The following is a 19,072-nucleotide window of genomic DNA, read 5'->3' as shown; positions in this document are numbered from 1 at the left end:
TGGTTGGGTTACCTGGAGTTGCACCAGCATTAGTAAGCTATTGAAGTATTGTCATGTATACTACAAAAGCCTCTTGATCCTTTTGTATGATGTAACCCAAAATATTAAGTTCTTATAAGTAGTATGGTAATAGGAGAGTAGAAATATGTTGGTAATTACTGGTTTGTATGAATGGAGTAATTTCACTGAAAATATGTATATAACGAAGTGTGGAAAAGGAATGATGTAATGTGCCGATTTGTCCGTTATGTAATGGTTTACAACAAGTATCATTACCATGTAATAAATGTCAGTCTGTTTTGATAGATAAAGGAAAGTTGACGGATTATCTAGATAATTATAGTGCATATGAAGATATTGAAACTTTAAAACAAGTAGATGGTGTAAGTGATTCCATTCAAAGACATCAGTGTGTTCACTTCTTTTTCTGTGAAAACTGTGGTGGAGAAGAGAGTGTAGTAATTGAAGAGTAAGAAAAAAGTTTTTGTTTATGGAAGAAGAAAATAGTGAGCAATGATATAAATCCAACCATACACCTACCATGCTCGAATATGACACGAGCATGGCTTTTTTGATTAGAAGTAAAAAAAGTGTGAATTCTAATCAAAAAGACCGGTGCCGGTTTTTTGTGGTGTCTAACCTTACACCTGCTATGCTCGGAAATAAGCCAACCTGTTTTGAAAACCAAGAGCGGGTTTTCAAGACCAGCTCATCTTATTTCTGCCGCATAGCTCTTTTTTTATTGGGAGTAAATCAAGGAGCATAAACAATAATCAAAAAAGACCGGTGCCGGTTTTTCTTATTGTCTAGCTCCAGAGCCCAGCTCCTAGTGTGCTTCACCAACTTCCCTACGATAAGTCCACATCGATTCGCTTATCAGCACTTCGTGTTTCCTTTATCTTAAGGAAGCGGGCTCCAGCACATACGGAGCTATGCGGGGCACTTGCGCTTTTCTTATTATCTAATACGTGATTCCGTTTCTTTGTCGAAGAAATGTACTTTGTTCATATCAAGTGACATCTCGATGACATCGCCAGCTTTAACAACCGTTCTTGCATCAACACGCGCTACGAAGTTTTGACCATCGATGTTTGAGTAAAGCATGAATTCAGCACCCATTAATTCAGAAACTTCGATTGTCGCACTGATTTTGCTCTCTGGTGAAGCTTGAATGAATAAAGGCTCATCATGGAAATCTTCTGGACGAACACCCATAATGATTTCTTTATTTACATACCCTTGATCGCGTAATATTTTCATTTTCCCTTCAGGAATCGCCAGTTTTGTTGTTTCGAATTGTACGTATCCGTCTTTTAACGTACCGTTTACGAAGTTCATAGCTGGTGATCCGATGAAACCGCCAACGAATACATTTTCAGGGTTTTCATAAACATCTTTCGGGGTCCCGATTTGTTGGATAATACCATCTTTCATTACTACAAGGCGTGTTGCCATTGTCATAGCTTCTGTTTGGTCATGTGTTACGTAAATAGTAGTAGTCGCGAGACGCTTATGAAGTTTTGCGATTTCAGAACGCATCGCAACACGTAGTTTAGCATCTAGGTTTGATAAAGGCTCATCCATTAAGAATACTTTTGCATCACGTACAATTGCACGTCCTAATGCAACACGTTGACGCTGACCACCAGATAATGCTTTTGGTTTACGATCTAAGTACTCCTCTAAACCTAAGATTTTTGCTGCCTCTTGTACACGACGATTAATTTCATCTTTTGGCATTTTACGAAGCTTTAAGCCGAATGCCATATTATCATATACAGACATATGAGGATATAGTGCGTAGTTTTGGAACACCATCGCAATATCACGATCTTTTGGAGGTGTATCATTAACACGCTTACCATCGATAAAGAAGTCTCCTTTTGAGATTTCTTCTAGACCAGCAATCATTCGTAATGTTGTTGATTTACCACAACCAGATGGTCCTACGAATACGATAAATTCTTTGTCTTCAATGTGTAAGTTGAAATTCTCAACTGCTGTTACTTTATTATCATAAATTTTATAAATATTTTCTAAACGTAATTCTGCCATGTTGTTATACCTCCAAGAATCTGTTTTGGAATGTTTATAAGCTCATTGTAAACGTATTCATGTTTTGTGGATATGTTCACATTGCACAAAATGTGAAAGCGCTTTTTTGTGCATCGTTATTCAGATATAACTTCATAACAGTAAAATACACAAGTATGCTAGCGTAGCATCGTGAAAATCTTTAATATCTAGATTGGTTTTTTCGATGAACTTATCGATGCGATATTGTAAACTATTACGATGAATAAATAATTCCTTAGCAGTAAGAGTTGCATTACGATTTAATTGGATATATGTTTTGACTGTTTTAATTATCTCTTGATCATCAATCGTTTCACCAAGGAGTTGTTGTAAATACCAATCCTTTTGTTGAATTATACCGTTCAATAACAGATATGGGAAAACGGTCTTAAGACAATGATGCTTTGTATGCGAGCAATGTTGCTTAGCGATAGCGAAGCACTGATTTTCCGCACTGAAATGTGTAAGCAAGCTATAAGATACTTCATGAATGTTTCCGACGAATATTTGTACAGTATTATAGAAATCGCTTTCAATAGTACTGATAACTTTGGGGAAATCATGAAACTCGAGCAGATTTCTATGTTTTCCTTCAATAATATAACCGCTCGTTTTATTTTCCCAAACAAGAACGGAATCGCTATGGAAAAATGACAGTATTGCTTGTTCAAAATCAACTAATGAAACGTCCCCATCTGCAATTGTAAAATAGATAAGGCGTATATATTTCCAGTTGGTAAGTGGTAATTCACTTTGTTTAGTGAAGAATTGATACCAATTTTTTTGACTGGCTGTTATGTTTAAAGTATTCTCTAATGCTGAATCATTAAAAAGCGTTGTTAATAGTTTTTGTTCCTGAGAAGTTAGGTTTTCTAATGGGATTCCTAGTTGTTTTCCATCTGTAGAAACCCAAAAGTATTGGTGAGTTAAGTTTTGTGGTGCGCTTTCTACAGCACTAGGGTATTGTTTTTTAAGTTTTTGTAATAACATGATTCATTCCTCACGGTTAGAATTTGATGGCTATTGAAAAGAGCTCGTCTTGAAAGTGTTCCAATCATTTTTAGTTGTTTCGCTTTTCAGGTAGTCTATCAATGAATAAGACAATTTCGATATTGAATAAATTATAATTTATCTTTCTTCAACAAACATACTGTTATATTCAACCAATCAAATAAGTGTGGTAAAAGATATGTATATTCCTTTATTTGCTATTACAGTAGCTTGTACTATAATATTGTACGTATACAATAGAGTTGAAAAATAGACTTGAAGGGGTATGAATATGAATAACTTTCTCACCATACTATTTATGGTTATTATTGGGGCAATCATTGGTGGGTTTACAAATTATTTAGCTATTAAGATGCTTTTTAGACCGTATCTTCCCATTTATGTATTTGGTAAGAAGTTGCCTTTTACGCCAGGGTTGATTCCGAAACGAAGAGCGGAGTTAGCGGAACAACTTGGGAAAATGGTTGTAGAACATTTATTAACAGTAGAAAGTATTAAACAAAAGATTTTTACGCCACAATTTCGTGGTGAGGCTATTCGATGGTTACAAGATAAGCTTAAACAGTATCAGTATAGTGATATTACAGTCGAAGAAGCTATCGGTAAATTAGGTTTTAAGAATGCCCAACAACAATTAGAAGCGAAAATCGTAAATTTTGTTTCAACTAAAGCATCTTCATGGTACTTTGATAATAAAAATGCTAGCCTTCACGAGATTCTTCCGAGCAAAGTATCTGAAGTGGTTGATGAAAAGTTACCGGATGTATCAGATTTTATTTTGCAAAAGGGTCATGATTTTTTTACTAGTATGGAAGGTAAGAAGCAATTAGAGAAAATGATTGAGGATTTCTTTAAAGATAAAGGAATGCTTTGGAATATGTTGCAAATGTTTATGAAGAATGAAAAATTAGTCGATAAAATTCAACCGGCTATTCTTCAATTTCTTAAATCTGAAGGTACAAAGGATTTTCTAACGGAATTAATCCGTAAAGAATGGAATACTTTGAAAGACCGTAAAGTAGAATATGTATATGAACAATATGAATTAGAAAAAGTCGTTGCACCTATGCAACGGGAGCTCATTAACATGTTACAATTAGAGCAGTACTTGAATATGCCGATTGGTAAGGTAGTAGAGCAAAATGCTGACATTCTTAACGAGCGGATTATTCCGGGTGCGATGGATCTTTTCTTTGACGGTATTTCAAATAATGTAGAACAATTTATGGAGAAATTGCATTTACAAGGAATTGTTAAGGGGCAAGTTGACGCATTTCCTGTTGAAAGACTTGAAGAAATGGTATTGTCTATTATGAAGAGTGAATTAGGAATGATTACGTATTTAGGTGCTTTATTAGGTGGCTTAATTGGTGTAGTTCAAGGTGTTATTGCTATACTTGTGTAACGTGAGTGAGCAATGTTAATTAGAAGGAGTGACAGCTGTGAGTGTAAATGTATATGATGTAGCGTATGAATTAGAAAAAGGTATTCGTCAAAGTAAAGAATACATTGAATTACAAAATTTATTAGAAGCAGTTAATAAAGATGAAGTTGCTAAAAAAATGTTTGATAATTTCCGTCAAGTTCAAATGACGTTACAACAAAAACAAATGACAGGTCAGGAAATCACTCAGGAAGAAGTGGAACAAGCACAGAAATTATTACAACTTGTTCAACAAAATCCTACGATTTCAAAACTGATGGAAGCAGAGCAACGTATGAGCATGCTAATTGGTGAATTAAATAAAATCATCATGAAACCATTAGAAGATATTTACGGAATGCCACAAGCATAATACATAGGAAGCACTATCTAAAACAGTATTTTTTAGGTAGTGCTTTTTTTGTGCCAATTTGTTCTATGGTTTTTCTACTAATCATACTATTAAAAGTAGTACATCTTGATTAAGGGGAGATCATCATGATATATAAACTATTGGCAATTAATATAGATGGAACGCTACTACAATCCAATGGGCGTTTTAGTAAAGCTGCTAAAGAAGCAATTGAATATGTGCAGGCGAAAGATGTAGTAATCGTGCTAGTCACTTCACGTAATTATCAATTGGGTAAAAAAGTAGCTAAAGCTTTGAAAATAAATCCGATGATTGTCGCTGCTCAAGGTGCTTACGTTGCTACAGCAGTTGATAAACCATTGTATATCAGAAAAATATCTAAAAAAACGACCGTAGATTTTGTGAGGATATTAGAAGAAATGGAATGCCAGATTAAATTGAATTATGAAGAATCGGAAGTTCGAAATCGCGTGAATTTACCAGAGAACTTATTAAGTAAAGCGGTTATGTATGTGAGTGAACAAAAGATGTTTGCTCAAAACTATGTAGATTCTATTAGTGAATATGTAAAGACGCATGATTCACAGCCGCTAAGTATTGAAGTTAACTTTCAGAGTAATAAAGCTCAACAGGAGCTAATATCCGTAGCTAGAAATATGTTCGATGATATAACGGTAGTTAGTAAGGAAAATCATCGAATCATCATAGTTCCGGAGAATGTGAGTAAGTGGAAAGGCATTCAAACCTTAGCTAATCATTTGAAAATTGCTACACGTGAAATTGTGGCGATTGGTGATAGTAAAGATGATGAGACAATGATTGCGGGGGCAGGAGTTGGAGTAGCGATGGGGAATGCACCTCAAGAAATAAAGCGTGTGGCAGATTGGATTACAAGAGGAAATGATGACGATGGAGTAGCTTATATGGTCAAGGAGCTCTTTCGGAAGCAATATCAGCTACAATTTCTAGAGAAATTGAATTTATTGAAATAATGGAATGAGAGGCTGTCCTAGAAGTGATTAATAATCATTTTCGGGACGCCTTTTACATTTTTATAGTATCTAATAGTTTGCGCTTTACAATCGTAACGACATAATATATCGACATGATAATGTAGGTATCAAGTCTTACTAACCAACCGCTTTCGAACTGGTTGACCTAATGCATGCCTTTCGGTACACTTGTAGCTACAGAAAATATACGAATATAAAGGTGATATGGGTGCGAATTGAAATAAGAGGACTGCAGGATGAACGTTTTCAAAGACCATTGCAGTTAATTACGAATTTATTTTATGAAGAGTCAAAAGTTAAGTTAACTACCCTTAATGATGCGGAAATGTTAGCGACATTTACTATAGAAGAAAAAGATACTGTGAAAGTAACTTTACAATTATTAGATGTAGAGACGAATGAAACATGGACAAGCTGTAGCGAAAGAATATATGTACAGTTATCAGAAAAAGAAAAGTACAAGCAATTGAAAAATGCTATTTCTCATGCGTATTTAACAGCACTTCAAGAACGGACAGGTATTATACAAAAATGGGGCTTTCTAACTGGTATTCGCCCAACTAAGCTTCTTCATAAAGCTTTAAGAGATGGGAAATCAAAAGAAGAAGCACATGAAATGTTACATGAACAATATCGAATAACCGATGAAAAAATCGATTTAATGCAACAAATAGTAGAGCGTCAATTAAAGGCTATTCCTGATTTATATGATTTGAAGAATGAAGTAAGTATTTATATTGGTATTCCATTTTGTCCGACTAAATGTGCTTATTGTACATTTCCAGCCTATGCGATTAGAGCGAATAAAGGATCGGTTAGTACGTTTCTAGCTGGGCTACATTATGAAATAGAAGCAATCGGTAACTTTTTGAAAGAAAATAATATAGCTATTACAACGGTTTATTTCGGTGGTGGTACTCCAACAAGTATTACAGCGGAAGAGATGGATGCTTTGTATAGTGATATGTATAAATACTTCCCAGATGTAGAAAACATTAGAGAAATAACTGTTGAAGCGGGTCGTCCAGATACTATTACTCCTGAAAAATTAGCTGTCTTAAATAAATGGAATATAGATCGAATTAGCATTAATCCGCAATCATACACGGATGAAACATTGAAAGCGATTGGTCGTCATCATAGTGTTCAAGAAACGATTGATAAATTTCATTTAGCGAGAAGTATGAATATGAATAATATCAACATGGATTTAATTATTGGGCTACCAGGTGAAGGTACTGAAGAGTTTCAACATTCATTGGACGAAACAAAGAAACTTATGCCAGAATCATTAACAGTTCACACGTTATCGTTTAAACGTGCTTCCGAGATGACACAGAATAAACAGAAGTATAAAGTAGCTGATCGAACTGAAGTAGAAAAGATGATGCATTTAGCGGAAGACTGGACAGCTGCTAATGGGTACGTTCCGTATTACTTATACCGCCAACAAAATATTTTAGGTAATCTTGAAAATGTAGGCTATTCTTTTGCTGGGCAAGAAAGTCTTTATAACATCATGATTATGGAAGAACAACAATCCATAATTGGAATTGGTTGTGGTGCGGCAAGTAAATTTGTTCATCCGGAAACAGGTATTATTACACGATTTGCGAATCCAAAGGATCCTAAATCATATAATGATACGTATGAACAATATACGCAAGAAAAAATCGATATACTAAAAGAATTATTTTTAAAAAGCCAAAGCTGATTTTTATTAGTTTTGGCTTTTTGTATGTCGAGTTTACCTAAAATTCAAATTTATTTAACAATTAATTTGCGAGTCAGTGCACAAACGTTATAAAATGATAGTGAATAGATATTTTAACGAACTAAAGGGGGAATTTTTTTTGACTGAAGTAGATTACGCCTCTCAAACTGAACCGGTGCTTGTTCATACAAATGGTCGTGTTGTTACTGTTGAGTTAAATAGACCGCAATCATTGAATGCACTGGATGTAGAACTTTTAAAGAGCTTGGGGCAAATATTGAAAGACATCTCAATTGATGATGAAGTTGAGATTGTTATTTTAAAAGGTGCGGGGAAAGCGTTTTCAGCTGGGGGAGATATTAAATCTATGCTCCAGTTGGATGGAAGTGAAAGAGATTTTCATGCAATTATGGATTGTGTGAATGAATTAGCGCTGACACTGTATTGCATGCCAAAGCTAACTTTATGTGAGGTTCAAGGTGCAGCAGCGGGCCTTGGTTTAAGTATTGCATTAGCAACTGACTATATTATTGCAGATAAAGATGCAAAAATTGCTATGAACTTTATTGGCATTGGTTTAATTCCAGATGGTGGAGCACATTTTCTCTTAAGTCAAAGAATTGGGGATATCAAGGCAAAAGAACTTATTTGGGAAGGCAAGGTTATGACAGCTCATGAAGCACTTCAGAAAGAGCTATTGCATGAGATTGCTAAGACAAGTTTAGAAGAAGCGGTTAAGTCGAAGGTAGAGCATTGGTTACAAAGTCCACTACAGGCGATGATTAAAACGAAGAAAATTCTTGCTGAACGTAATAGACCATATATGTTGAAGATGCTTGAAATGGAAAAATGTGGTCAATCAGAAATGAGAAAAACAGAAGATCACCATGAAGGCGTAAAAGCATTTATGGAAAAAAGAAAGCCTGTTTTTAAAGGAAGATAAGGACTCACTTTAATTCTTTCATATTTATAAAGATAACAGTAAGTATTAGTTTATGAAGCTTTCGGAAAAAAAGTATGATTTTTCCGGAAGCTTCTTTATTTTGTTTACTTTTGTTAAACAAGTTAACATACAAAATTTTAAGTTGGATGATGTGAAAAAATAACAACGCTTACAGGCTTTAGTTATCAGAGTTGTAAGCGTTGTTATTTTTTTGCAAAGTTCTTTTTATGTAAGAATTAATAATGTTAAATATTCTAAAAATATTGACAATTAATAAAAAGATGGTAAATTATTAAATATAATTCAAATGTTAGTTTTTCTGACATTAAAAGGTTAATAAAAATAACATTAAAGAAGGAGTGGAAAGAACATGGATGAAATGTTTTTAATGAATAGTCTTTGGACTATGGTTTCTGCAATTTTAGTTATTTTTATGATTGCTGGATTTATTCTACTTGAAGCTGGTTCAACAAGAATGAAAAATGCAGGGCATATCGCGGGTAAAACGGTTTTTACTTTTGGTTTATCAACATTAGTATTTTGGGCTGCGGGCTATGCATTTATTTTTGGTGATCATGCTAATTTTTTCGTAGGGTTATCGGACTTCTTTTATTCAGGTGGTTTAGCTGAAGGTGATGGACTTGCAAAGACAGTGTTCTTCGTTTTCCAAACAGCTTTTGCTGGGATAGCGATAACCATTGCGTTAGGTGGCTTTGCAGAAAGAGCGAAGTTTTCAGCTTATGTAATATTCACAATTCTTTTCGGTTTATTAGTGTATCCGGTTGTTGCGCATTGGATTTGGGGAGGTGGTTGGTTAAGTGAACATGGAAAACAAGACTTTGCGGGTTCAACCGTTGTTCACTTAACTGGAGCAATGGGTGCTTTAGCCGCAACAATTTTGTTAAAACCTCGCATTGGAAAATATAACAAAGACGGATCTGTTAATAACTTAGCTGGTCATAACCAAGTTTATACAGCTTTAGCCGTGTTAATTTTATGGGTAGGATGGTTTGGGTTTAATGCTGGTAGTACCGTTTCTGTAGATGGTGCATTTTTTGGATTTGTTGCTTTAAATACAAACTTAGCTGCAGCAGCTGGAGCGGTTTCAGCCACAATTATTTCTTGGTTAGTTCTTGGTAAATCTGATATACCAACTATTTTAAATGGAGCTTTAGCTGGGCTTGTTGCCATAACAGCGTCGTGCGCTTTCGTTAACCCTTGGGCAGCAGTAGTAATTGGCTTAATAGCTGGAGTTCTAGTATTCTACAGTGTTAAGTTCTTTGATAAAATGAAAATTGATGATCCAATTTACGCCTTATCGGTACATGGTGCTGCTGGTGTGTGGGGGACATTATCAACAGGTTTCTTCGCAACAAAAGAATTAGCAGACCAAGTTGGTGGAAAAGCAGGTTTGTTTTATGGTGGTGGATTTGAACAACTAGGTGTTCAATTTATGGGTGTAGTGACGAGTGGTGCTTATGCATTTACGGTTTGCTTCATTATTTTATATATTACAAAGCTTGTTCTTGGAGGCCTACGTGTTTCTGAAGAAGAAGAAATTATGGGTTTAGATATGAGTGAGCATGGGAGCTATGGATATCCAGAGCAAATGTCATCAGAGAATAATACAAAAATATCATAATAGAGTAGGTTAATATAAGGTAGAGGAAAGCGAAGGTTTTCTCTGCCTTATATTGTTTAAGAGCTTTCTTAGTAGTCATAAATGAAAAAGGAAGTGTGATATGAAAACGTTGGAAACATATGAAGATATTAAAATGTGGAAAGATGCTCATATCATTCATAACCTAACTGATACGATTTCTTTAAATAGTTTTCATGATGTTGTTATGAGGAAGGTTTTCCGATTAGCAAGTGCTCAGATTAATAATGAGAAACCCCATTGTGATTTTTGTTGGTTTATAACTGGAAGTGGTGGTCGTTTCGAACAAGGTTTAATTAGCGATCAAGATCATGGAATAATATTTACGTCCTATTCAGAAGAAAATAGGGATTATTTTTTGCAATTAGGAAAGGAAATATCGGATGGTTTAGATATTGTTGGCTATCCGTATTGTAAAGGTAATATTATGAGTTCGAATCCTCTTTGGTGTAAATCAATCGATGAATGGGAGAATCAGCTTTATTTGTGGATGGATGAAGGGAGTTACGAATCTATTCGCAACCTGCAAATATTTATTGATTGTCGTTGTTTAGTTGGAGAGGACCTCTATATAAGCGAGTTGAAAAATTTTATTTTTGATTTTCAAAGAAATAATCCTTCTCTTCTTAAAAGAGTAATGGAGAATGCTTTATATATTAAGAAGGCGATAAGCCCTTTAGGAAAATTACTTGTCAGTAATGTTAACGGATATCAACACTCGATTGATTTGAAATATTCAGCTTTTATACCTTATGTGAATGCTATACGTATTTTAGCTATAAAAGAAAATTTACTCGAATCCTCAACGGAGGGTAGGATGAAAGAATTATTGCTAATAGAAAAGTATAGGGGAATTATAGAAGAGTCTTTAATGAACTTTCAAATCTTATTACAATATCGATTATCTCAATCAAAAGTTGACACTTATGAAGATACTCATTTTTTAAATCTTACTAATTTAAATCAAGCGGAGAAAAAAGAAATCAAAAAGATATTAAAGGATGGACAAAGTTTGCACCGCTATGTAGTAAATCTTATTAAAAAGGATGTTAGTTATGGCGTTTGAACCAATTATTCATTTAATGCGTGGTATTCAAACTCGACTTACAGGGAATATGCAAAGTGTTGATAATGCGCAGCATATGGCATTTTTAAGACAGATGCAAAGAGAATTAAATCAACAAGAGGTGTTGAAAATCCCTTTACATCAATTAGATGTTGTTGTGTTAGATATAGAAACAACAGGCTTTTATCCAGAGAAAGGAGATGAAATTATTTCGATAGGAGCGATTAAAATTAAAAAAGGGATTGTTCTAGAGGATCAATCGTTTTATTCATTAATTCATTGTAAACGTGAAATCCCTAAAGAGGTTACAGATTTAACTTCTATTACAAATGAGCAGGTGAAAAATGCACCTTTACTCTTGGATGTGCTTGTTCACTTTTTTAAGTTTACTCAAAATTCCCCACTTGTAGCTCATCATTCGAATCACGAAAAAAATTTTTTGCAGCACACAAGCAGGCAGCTATTTCGCTCACCATTAAAACATCGGATATTAGATACTTCTTTTTTATATCGAGTTGCTGAGCCGAATGTAAAAATGGTTCGTTTAGAAGAATTTTGTGAATTTCATCAAATACCGATTATTAATCGTCATAATGCTCTTGAGGACGCCAAAGTAACCGCAAAGCTTTGGTGTATCTATGTTGAAAAAGTGGTGGAGATAGGGTGTTTGACTTTACGTGATGTTTATGAAAAGTTAGCTCTATTGAAATAGGATAACTAAGCTATTTCGAAAAAACTTAAAAGCCTGTTTCTCATGATTAGAAAATCATGAAGAAATAGGCTCAACGATTTGTGGAAAAATATGCTTGATGTGTAATGTCATACCTTATTTTATAATAGATATAAGAATATTTTAAAACTTACTTATCTATGGAATAATATAAGTTTGCCACGAGGAGATGTACAACGATGTGTGACTTCTTGTAAGTCTTTCTCTGATAGCAGATTGCTTCCTAATTCTTTAGCGTGCTGGTCATTTTCAGCTTGGAAAGCTTCGTCAATTAACTTCTCACCATCTGGACTAAAAGCAGTAAGTTTATAAGTTTGCATGATTTCACCCACTTTTATAATTTTCTGATTATTTATTATTGTTGCATAAATAATCTAGTTTTGTAAAGAAAAGTGAAAGTCATGAAACTTTTTTTTATTCTATTCGTAAAAACATATTATTAGGAGGTATCAAGTATATGGCATTAGTAATTGATTCAGTAACAAAGAAGTTTGGCACATTTACTGCAGTAGATCGTATTAATTTTAATATTCCAGAGAATGAAATCTTCGGTTTTCTCGGAGCGAATGGTGCAGGGAAAACAACAACATTTCGTATGATCCTTGGTTTACTTAATATCACTGAAGGAAGCATTACATGGAATGGCAAGCCTGTTGATTATTCTGTAAGCTCAAAAATTGGCTATTTACCTGAGGAGCGGGGATTGTATCCGAAGTTGAAGGTAATTGACCAAATTGTATATTTAGCTAGATTAAGAGGAATGAAGAAAGCAGATACTTTAAAAGAGCTTGATTATTGGCTACAAAGATTTAAGATTCCTGATTATAAGAATAAGCGAGTAGAAGAGTTGTCGAAAGGGAATCAGCAGAAGATTCAATTTATTGCGAGTATTATACATAAACCAAAGCTATTAATTATGGATGAGCCATTCAGTGGTCTGGATCCAGTTAATGTTGATTTATTAAAGGATGCGGTACTAGAGTTAAAGAATACTGGAACTACTATTGTATTCTCTAGTCATCGAATGGAACATGTAGAAGAACTATGTGAACATTTATGTATAATGGATAAAGGTAAGCCAGTTGTGCATGGAAGTTTGAAAGATATTAAACGTTCTTTCGGGAAGAAAAACTTAATAATTCATTGTGATTTTGACTTGGATTTTTTATCGACAATTTCTGGCGTTACAAAAGTTCGTAAAACAGCTGAGGGTGTTAATTTACAAATAGTTGATGAAGAAGTGGCAAAAGTAATTCAGCAAGAAGTCTTTTCGAAAGGCTTTGTTCGCAAATTTGAACTAGAAGAACCGTCATTACATGATATCTTTGTTGAGAAAGTAGGTGCTTCGCTTGAATAAGTTTTGGGTAGTTTTATCGCATACATATTTATCAAAGTTAAAAACAAAATCATTTATTACTACCACTGTTATTATGCTGGCTATTATTCTACTTATGAGCAATATATCAAATATTATCGGATTTTTTGATAATGGAAAAAAAGATACAATTGGAGTAATGGATGAAAGTGGTCAATATTATGAATCTTTCTCTGCTCAATTAAAGGCAATGAAATCAGATTTGGGTATTAAAAAGATTGATAATGAAAAAGAAGGTCTTAAGAAAGTTGATAAAGGTGATTTAACAGGTCTTCTTATTATTAAACAGGATGCTCAAGGTTTACCGAGCGGTGTTTATAAATCAAACACAATTTCGGATGAAAGTATTAATAACGAGTTGACACAAACATTAACGACTATTAAAAATATGCAAGTTACGCAAAAGTTAAATATTTCGCAGGAGCAAGTGGCAACTTTATATGCACCGGCAGCTTTTGAAAAAATCGCAATTGAAGATAGTGCGAAAACAACAGAAGAGTTAAATCAAGCTCGTGGATTAGTATACGTAATTCTATTCATTATTTATTTTGGCGTTATTGTTTATGCTGGTATGATAGCATCGGAAGTTGCAGGAGAAAAAACATCACGTGTTATGGAAATTTTAATTTCAAGTATTTCCCCTGTTCAACAAATGTTTGCGAAGATTTTAGGAATCGCTCTTTTAAGTATTACGCAAATGGTAATATTCTTTGGAGCGGGTTACTTCTCTATGAAAAAAGCTCTTGCAGATTTGCCTGACGATTTTTCATCTTATTTAGGATTTGGAGGAGCTTCCACTTCTACGATTATATATGCAATTGTTTTTGCTTTATTAGGTTACTTCCTATATGCAACAATAGCTGCATTCTTAGGATCACTTGTTAGCCGAGTGGAAGATGTTCAATCTATGATTACACCAATGACGATGCTAGTTGTTATTGCGTTTATGTTAGCGATGTTTGGATTAGGTAATCCAGAAGCGAGCTTTGTAAAGATTACTTCCTTTATTCCACCATTTACACCAATGTTAATGTTCTTACGTGTAGGAATGTTGGATGTACCTGTTTGGGAAGTGGCAGTAAGTATTGGATTATTAATTGCAACTATTGCTGTATTAGCAATCTTTGGAGCGAAAGTATATCGTGGTGGCGTTCTTATGTATGGAAAAGGATCCTCATTTAAAAACATTAAACAAGCGATAGCTCTTACGAAGAAAGATTGATTTAAACAAGCGAATTTCTTCAATAAGTAAAAAAGTAATTATTAAAAGAAGGCTACTCCGTGTTAGATTTTCATTCTAATATGGGGTAGTTTTTTTGTACATCTTTTTTTATTTCTAATTAAGAAAGTATGTTCCCATCTATGGTAAAATAAATGCAATATGAGGTGATGAGAAGTGAAAGAAATAACCTTTATTCATGCTGCAGATTTGCATTTAGATAGTCCATTTTCCGGATTGAAGCATATCTCAGATAATGTATTGCAGGAAATGAAAGATGCGACATTTGTAGCGTTTCAAAAAATAGTGCAAGAAGCTATTAAACGTAAAGTTGATTTTGTTTTATTAGCAGGGGATTTATACGACGGAGAAAATCGGAACCTTCATACACAAGTCCGTTTTCGTAAAGAAATGGAGAAATTGAAGCAGTATGATATTGATGTTTATATCATACATGGTAATCACGATCATTTGAGTGGAAAGTGGATTTCTATTGCACAACCTAGTAATGTTCATGTGTTTGGTAGTGAATATGAAGTGAAAACATTCACGAAAGCAGATATAACTGTTCATATATATGGCTATAGTTATCCTGAGCAACATGTGAAATGGCGGATAATTGATGAGTATTGTAAGCAAGAGGGAGCAGACTATCATATTGGAATGTTACACGGGAATTTAGAAGGACAAAGTGAGCATGGTCAGTATGCTCCATTTAGTTTAGATGAACTACAAAGCAAAGACTTTGATTATTGGGCGCTTGGTCATATTCATAAGCGACAAGAATTATTATTATCTCCTCCAATTATTTATCCAGGGAATATTCAAGGTAGGCATAAAAAAGAAGCTGGAATAAAAGGATGCTATTATGTCAAACTAGCTGACAAGCATGCTGATTTGGAATTTGTACCAACTTCTCAAATCGTTTGGGATACTCTCGCAATTACAATTAATCAAGAAGATGATTTCGATGCCGTTCTAGCAAATTGTCAAACTGCGTTAGAGCAAATTCGAAGTAATATTTATCGTTTCTTCGTCTGTTTACAGTTTATTAATCATAATCAAAGCTTACAGGTTGAAGAATTTAGTAATGAATTGGTAGAAATTTTACAAGAAGAAGAAAAACATGAAGTGAACTTTGTCTACCCTTATGCATATACCGTAGATTACGGTAGTGTGAATAAAGCTGTCAATCAGCCTTTAATGGAACTTATTCAGAGTTTTGAATGGTCTGAGCAAGATGTGAACGAGGCGATTCAGCCCTTATTTAAACATGCATTAGGAAGAAAATTTCTCACATCGCTTTCTGCTGAAGAAAAAGCAGAGCTAATCAAGGAAGCCGAGCAATTACTTACAAGCCAGCTATGTAAGGGGGGAGGCGAGTAATGCGAATTAAAAATATACATATATATGGTTATGGCAAAATGAAAGATGTCACATTCTCTAACATTGGCAATCTTCATGTCTTTTATGGAGTAAATGAAGCGGGAAAATCAACGATTATGAGCTTTATTCATAGCATATTGTTTGGTTTTCCTTTGAAAACACAAGCTGATAATCGTTATGAACCGAAGGAACATTCTACTTACGGTGGTAAGCTAAATTTAGTAACAGACACATATGGAGAAGTAAGTGTCCAAAGATTAAAAGGAAAAGCGACTGGTGATGTTACAGTTACATTTTCTGACGGTCAAGTTGGTGGTGAAGAAGCGTTAAAGAGTATCCTTCAAGGTTTAGATAAATCAACGTATCAATCTATTTTTTCATTTGATTTAAATGGTCTTGCTGGCTTACAGAAATTAAGTGAAGATGAAGTGAGCCGTTATTTATTGTCAGCTGGGTTATTAGGTAGTGATCAATTACTGACAACGGAACAGCGATTACAGAAAGATATGGATCAACTGTTCAAGCCGTCTGGAAAGAATCCAAAGCTAAATATATTGTTGACGAATGTAAAGCAATCATTTGATCATTTATCGCAGGCAATGAAAGAGCAAGATCAATATGAGAATCTGTTAGAAGAATATAAACAATTAGAACGAGATAAATCACAGCTAGAAGAGGAAATTACAGAATTAGATCGCAATATAGCTTCTAGCTATAATTATCAAGCGGCAAAGCCATTGTTAGTTGAAGCGACCCATATTCGACATAAACTAAATGACATAGAAGATGTATCAGTTCCACTTGATGCTGAGGAAAGATATCAACAATTGAAACAAGCGAAATTACCTATTGAAACGGAAATGCAGTCGCTTAAGCATCAACAAGCCTTATTAGAAGAAAAAGAGAATAAAGTTCAAGTTGATTTAAGATTATGGCAGGATAAAGAACGTGTTCAAAGAGCTTTAGAGCAAACGACGTTGCTTGATAATCTTACATATGATCTGCAAAATATTGAGCATAACTTACAAGAGAAAAATAATAGTATTCAACAGTTGAAAGATTATGTTCATATTACGTTATCAGAAGAAGAAATTAAATCGTTAGATAGTAGTTCCTTCAAAAAGGAAAGAGTGCTTTTGTTGGAGAAGAAACAACAAAAGTTGCAACATGATAAACAGTATTTAGATGAAAAACAAGATAATGAACAACGCGTCTTGAAAGCTTTAGAACAACGTATTTGTCATTTAATGGATAGCGTTCTAAATAGAGAACAAAGGCAAAGCTTACAAGAACAGGTTGATTATGATAAAAATCAAAATCAACGAGACGTGGAACGGAAGTATGTAGAGAAAGCAATCGAAGCGAAAGAAAAACAAATAGCGCGGACAAAGCGAAGTGAAGTGTCGAAGGGAAAAAACTTCTCGCTAGTAATGATGGCTAGTATGCTCGGCTGTTTCATTGCTACACTTCTTTTGATTTTTATGAAGCAATGGGTATTAGCGGCTGTATTTGGCTGCTTGACAGGCATTGTGTTTATTTTAAAAAATATGCTAAAACCTACTTCTCTTTTACCTGAACTTGAAAAAGAGCTGCAGGAATTACAACAAAATCTAGCTGATTTAAAAGGGGAGCGAGGTAGCTCTTCAAGTAGTGAAATCGAGCAAGCGAAGTTCCTTTTACAAAGAGATGATGAGGTTAGGCAGCAATTACACAATGAAAAAATTAAAAAGGCGGAACATGAAGCAACTTTTCATAAGATTGTAGATGAGTTTGAACAGTGGGAGCAAGCAACTATGCAGTTGAAACAAGCGGTTGCAGAGCTTCTCCAAGAATGGAGTATTCCTCAGCATCGAACGTCTACCATCATGTTAACTTCACTGTATGAGACAATTACAGCTTTAAAGCAACATATATATGAAAAGCAGCATTTGGTAGAAAAAGCTCGAGAGCTATCAGAGAAGATCGAATCGATAAAAGATACGTTATTTTCGTACTGTCAATTATATGCTGATTCAACAACGGATTCTTATCAAGAGGCAGTTATCCTTATGAGAAAGAAGCTAGCTAATGTAGAGCAAGCGATGCTTGAAACAAAGCAAAATAATGAAGCGAAACAAGCGATTCATGAGCGATTAACAAATGTACAATTTCAACTGCAACATGTAGAGCAGCAATTACACAAATTATTTAATGAATCACATTGTGATAATGAAGATCAGTATATGCAGGCCCTTCAAATGTGGAAGGAGAAAACCGCTCTGCAGGAAAAGTATGAGCTGCTGCAAATACAGCTTAAGCCATATGAGCAAGAAATGAAGAAATGGGAACAAGATGATTATCTTGTTAATGATTATACGATTCATACATTAGAAAAGCAGAAGCAAGTTAGTAATCAGAATCGCAATCAGGTTACTGAACGACTTGCTGAAGTGAAACATAGCATTCAAGTGTTAGAAGAGGGTGGAACGTTTGACGAGCAATCTTTTCAATATATGTCAGAACGCTCGGCTCTTGATGTAGAAGCGAAAGAATGGATGAAATATGCATTAGCTAAAAGTATGCTAAATAAAGCTGTGAACAAATATAAAAATACAAAATTCCCGAAAATCCTTCAAACTGCTGAACAATATATGGTGACAATTACAGATGGAGAATATGTTGGCTTAAAGTGGATAGAGCATGATGGTGGATTAATGTTACAACGAAAAGATGGGATAGTATTTGAAGCGAAAGAAGTAAGTAGAGGGACACAAGAAGCAATTTACGTAGCTTTACGACTATCGTTAGCGGAGCAGTCATTCACAGATGAATCGATGCCAATTATTATAGATGATAGTTTTGTTAATTTTGATTCTCGAAGAGTAGAGAACGTCATAGATATTTTACGAAGCTTACAGAGTGAGCATCAAATTATCTTTTTTACATGTCATGATTATTTATTATCATCATTTGAAGATGCTTCTATTACTAGGCTAAAAGCATATAATTAATTAACAAGAACTGACTTCAGTAAAAAAAGAAGTCAGTTTTTGTTTACGTCAAAGCATATTAGCCATAAAATGAAAACAATAGAGTAGTAAATG

16 protein-coding genes are annotated in these 19,072 nt (G+C 34.4%); 13 read left to right on the top strand and 3 right to left on the bottom strand.

The genetic code is table 11. The features are described from left to right. Positions 1-230: 230 nt before the first annotated feature. Positions 231-473 (top strand): hypothetical protein, encoded by a 243-nt coding sequence (locus tag TX86_RS15190; protein WP_042349691.1) that lies wholly within the window; start codon positions 231-233, stop codon positions 471-473. A gap of 484 nt (positions 474-957) precedes the next feature. Here the strand turns inward: TX86_RS15190 and TX86_RS15185 are convergent, their stop codons facing one another. Together TX86_RS15185 and TX86_RS15180 are read right to left on the bottom strand one after the other, a co-directional pair. Further along, positions 958-2,055: an ABC transporter ATP-binding protein gene (locus TX86_RS15185; RefSeq protein ID WP_042349690.1), complete on the bottom strand. Its 1,098-nt coding sequence runs from the start codon at positions 2,053-2,055 to the stop codon at positions 958-960. Positions 2,056-2,187: 132 nt separating this feature from the next. Next, entirely contained in the window at positions 2,188-3,066 is an 879-nt protein-coding gene (locus TX86_RS15180) for a PucR family transcriptional regulator (RefSeq protein ID WP_042349689.1), read from the bottom strand. Positions 3,067-3,358: 292 nt separating this feature from the next. On the opposite strand from TX86_RS15180, the gene TX86_RS15175 reads away from it, so the two are divergent. The 8 genes from TX86_RS15175 to TX86_RS15140 all read left to right on the top strand — a co-directional run bounded on the left by TX86_RS15175 (position 3,359) and on the right by TX86_RS15140 (position 11,991). Further along, positions 3,359-4,492 carry a DUF445 domain-containing protein gene (locus TX86_RS15175; protein WP_042349687.1) on the top strand — a complete coding sequence of 378 codons (1,134 nt, stop codon included), beginning with the start codon at positions 3,359-3,361 and terminating at the stop codon, positions 4,490-4,492. A 37-nt stretch (positions 4,493-4,529) separates the two neighbouring features. After that, the gene (locus TX86_RS15170; RefSeq protein ID WP_042349686.1) at positions 4,530-4,883 is read left to right on the top strand and encodes a YlbF/YmcA family competence regulator; all 354 of its coding nucleotides are present in this window, start codon (positions 4,530-4,532) and stop codon (positions 4,881-4,883) included. Between the two features lie 125 nt (positions 4,884-5,008). Next, a complete protein-coding gene (locus TX86_RS15165; RefSeq protein ID WP_042349684.1) occupies positions 5,009-5,875 on the top strand; it encodes a Cof-type HAD-IIB family hydrolase in 867 nt (288 codons plus the stop codon). Positions 5,876-6,104: 229 nt separating this feature from the next. After that, entirely contained in the window at positions 6,105-7,610 is a 1,506-nt protein-coding gene (locus TX86_RS15160) for a coproporphyrinogen III oxidase (RefSeq protein ID WP_042349683.1), read from the top strand. Between the two features lie 139 nt (positions 7,611-7,749). Then, on the top strand, positions 7,750-8,553 hold the full coding sequence (locus tag TX86_RS15155; RefSeq protein WP_230203623.1) for an enoyl-CoA hydratase: 804 nt from the start codon (positions 7,750-7,752) through the stop codon (positions 8,551-8,553). A gap of 370 nt (positions 8,554-8,923) precedes the next feature. Continuing rightward, the gene (locus TX86_RS15150; protein ID WP_042349681.1) at positions 8,924-10,195 is read left to right on the top strand and encodes an ammonium transporter; all 1,272 of its coding nucleotides are present in this window, start codon (positions 8,924-8,926) and stop codon (positions 10,193-10,195) included. A 100-nt stretch (positions 10,196-10,295) separates the two neighbouring features. Continuing rightward, positions 10,296-11,279 (top strand): DUF294 nucleotidyltransferase-like domain-containing protein, encoded by a 984-nt coding sequence (locus tag TX86_RS15145; RefSeq protein ID WP_042349680.1) that lies wholly within the window; start codon positions 10,296-10,298, stop codon positions 11,277-11,279. Then, the gene (locus tag TX86_RS15140) at positions 11,269-11,991 is read left to right on the top strand and encodes an exonuclease domain-containing protein (RefSeq protein ID WP_042349679.1); all 723 of its coding nucleotides are present in this window, start codon (positions 11,269-11,271) and stop codon (positions 11,989-11,991) included. The genes TX86_RS15145 and TX86_RS15140 overlap by 11 nt, the downstream gene beginning before the upstream one ends. A gap of 152 nt (positions 11,992-12,143) precedes the next feature. On the opposite strand, the gene TX86_RS15135 is transcribed toward TX86_RS15140, so the two are convergent. Beyond that, positions 12,144-12,329 (bottom strand): YhzD family protein, encoded by a 186-nt coding sequence (locus TX86_RS15135; RefSeq protein WP_042349678.1) that lies wholly within the window; start codon positions 12,327-12,329, stop codon positions 12,144-12,146. 137 nt (positions 12,330-12,466) lie between these two features. Here TX86_RS15135 and TX86_RS15130 point away from each other — a divergent pair, with 137 nt between their 5' ends. From TX86_RS15130 to TX86_RS15115, 4 genes are all read left to right on the top strand, one after another. Beyond that, positions 12,467-13,366: an ABC transporter ATP-binding protein gene (locus TX86_RS15130; RefSeq protein WP_042349676.1), complete on the top strand. Its 900-nt coding sequence runs from the start codon at positions 12,467-12,469 to the stop codon at positions 13,364-13,366. Then, positions 13,359-14,606, top strand: coding sequence for an ABC transporter permease (locus TX86_RS15125; protein ID WP_042349675.1), 1,248 nt, complete (start codon positions 13,359-13,361; stop codon positions 14,604-14,606). Before TX86_RS15130 ends, TX86_RS15125 begins: the two co-directional genes overlap by 8 nt. Positions 14,607-14,780: 174 nt before the next feature. Beyond that, on the top strand, positions 14,781-15,989 hold the full coding sequence (locus TX86_RS15120; protein WP_042349674.1) for a metallophosphoesterase family protein: 1,209 nt from the start codon (positions 14,781-14,783) through the stop codon (positions 15,987-15,989). Next, entirely contained in the window at positions 15,989-18,979 is a 2,991-nt protein-coding gene (locus TX86_RS15115) for an ATP-binding protein (protein WP_042349672.1), read from the top strand. The genes TX86_RS15120 and TX86_RS15115 overlap by 1 nt, the downstream gene beginning before the upstream one ends. Positions 18,980-19,072 lie beyond the last annotated feature (93 nt).

The organism is Bacillus massiliigorillae, assembly GCF_000380245.2.
Classification (GTDB): domain Bacteria; phylum Bacillota; class Bacilli; order Bacillales; family DSM-1321; genus Bacillus_AD; species Bacillus_AD massiliigorillae.
The sequence above is the reverse complement of the archived record's forward strand: the minus strand, read 5'-3'. Positions and strand labels throughout refer to the sequence as shown.

Coding starts and splice junctions, on each gene's coding strand:
- TX86_RS15150 (WP_042349681.1), top strand. CDS start 8,924: ATGGATGAAATGTTTTTAATGAATAGTCTTTGGACTATGGTTTCTGCA.
- TX86_RS15140 (WP_042349679.1), top strand. CDS start 11,269: ATGGCGTTTGAACCAATTATTCATTTAATGCGTGGTATTCAAACTCGA.
- TX86_RS15115 (WP_042349672.1), top strand. CDS start 15,989: ATGCGAATTAAAAATATACATATATATGGTTATGGCAAAATGAAAGAT.
- TX86_RS15130 (WP_042349676.1), top strand. CDS start 12,467: ATGGCATTAGTAATTGATTCAGTAACAAAGAAGTTTGGCACATTTACT.
- TX86_RS15175 (WP_042349687.1), top strand. CDS start 3,359: ATGAATAACTTTCTCACCATACTATTTATGGTTATTATTGGGGCAATC.
- TX86_RS15145 (WP_042349680.1), top strand. CDS start 10,296: ATGAAAACGTTGGAAACATATGAAGATATTAAAATGTGGAAAGATGCT.
- TX86_RS15165 (WP_042349684.1), top strand. CDS start 5,009: ATGATATATAAACTATTGGCAATTAATATAGATGGAACGCTACTACAA.
- TX86_RS15180 (WP_042349689.1), bottom strand. CDS start 3,066: ATGTTATTACAAAAACTTAAAAAACAATACCCTAGTGCTGTAGAAAGC.
- TX86_RS15185 (WP_042349690.1), bottom strand. CDS start 2,055: ATGGCAGAATTACGTTTAGAAAATATTTATAAAATTTATGATAATAAA.
- TX86_RS15135 (WP_042349678.1), bottom strand. CDS start 12,329: ATGCAAACTTATAAACTTACTGCTTTTAGTCCAGATGGTGAGAAGTTA.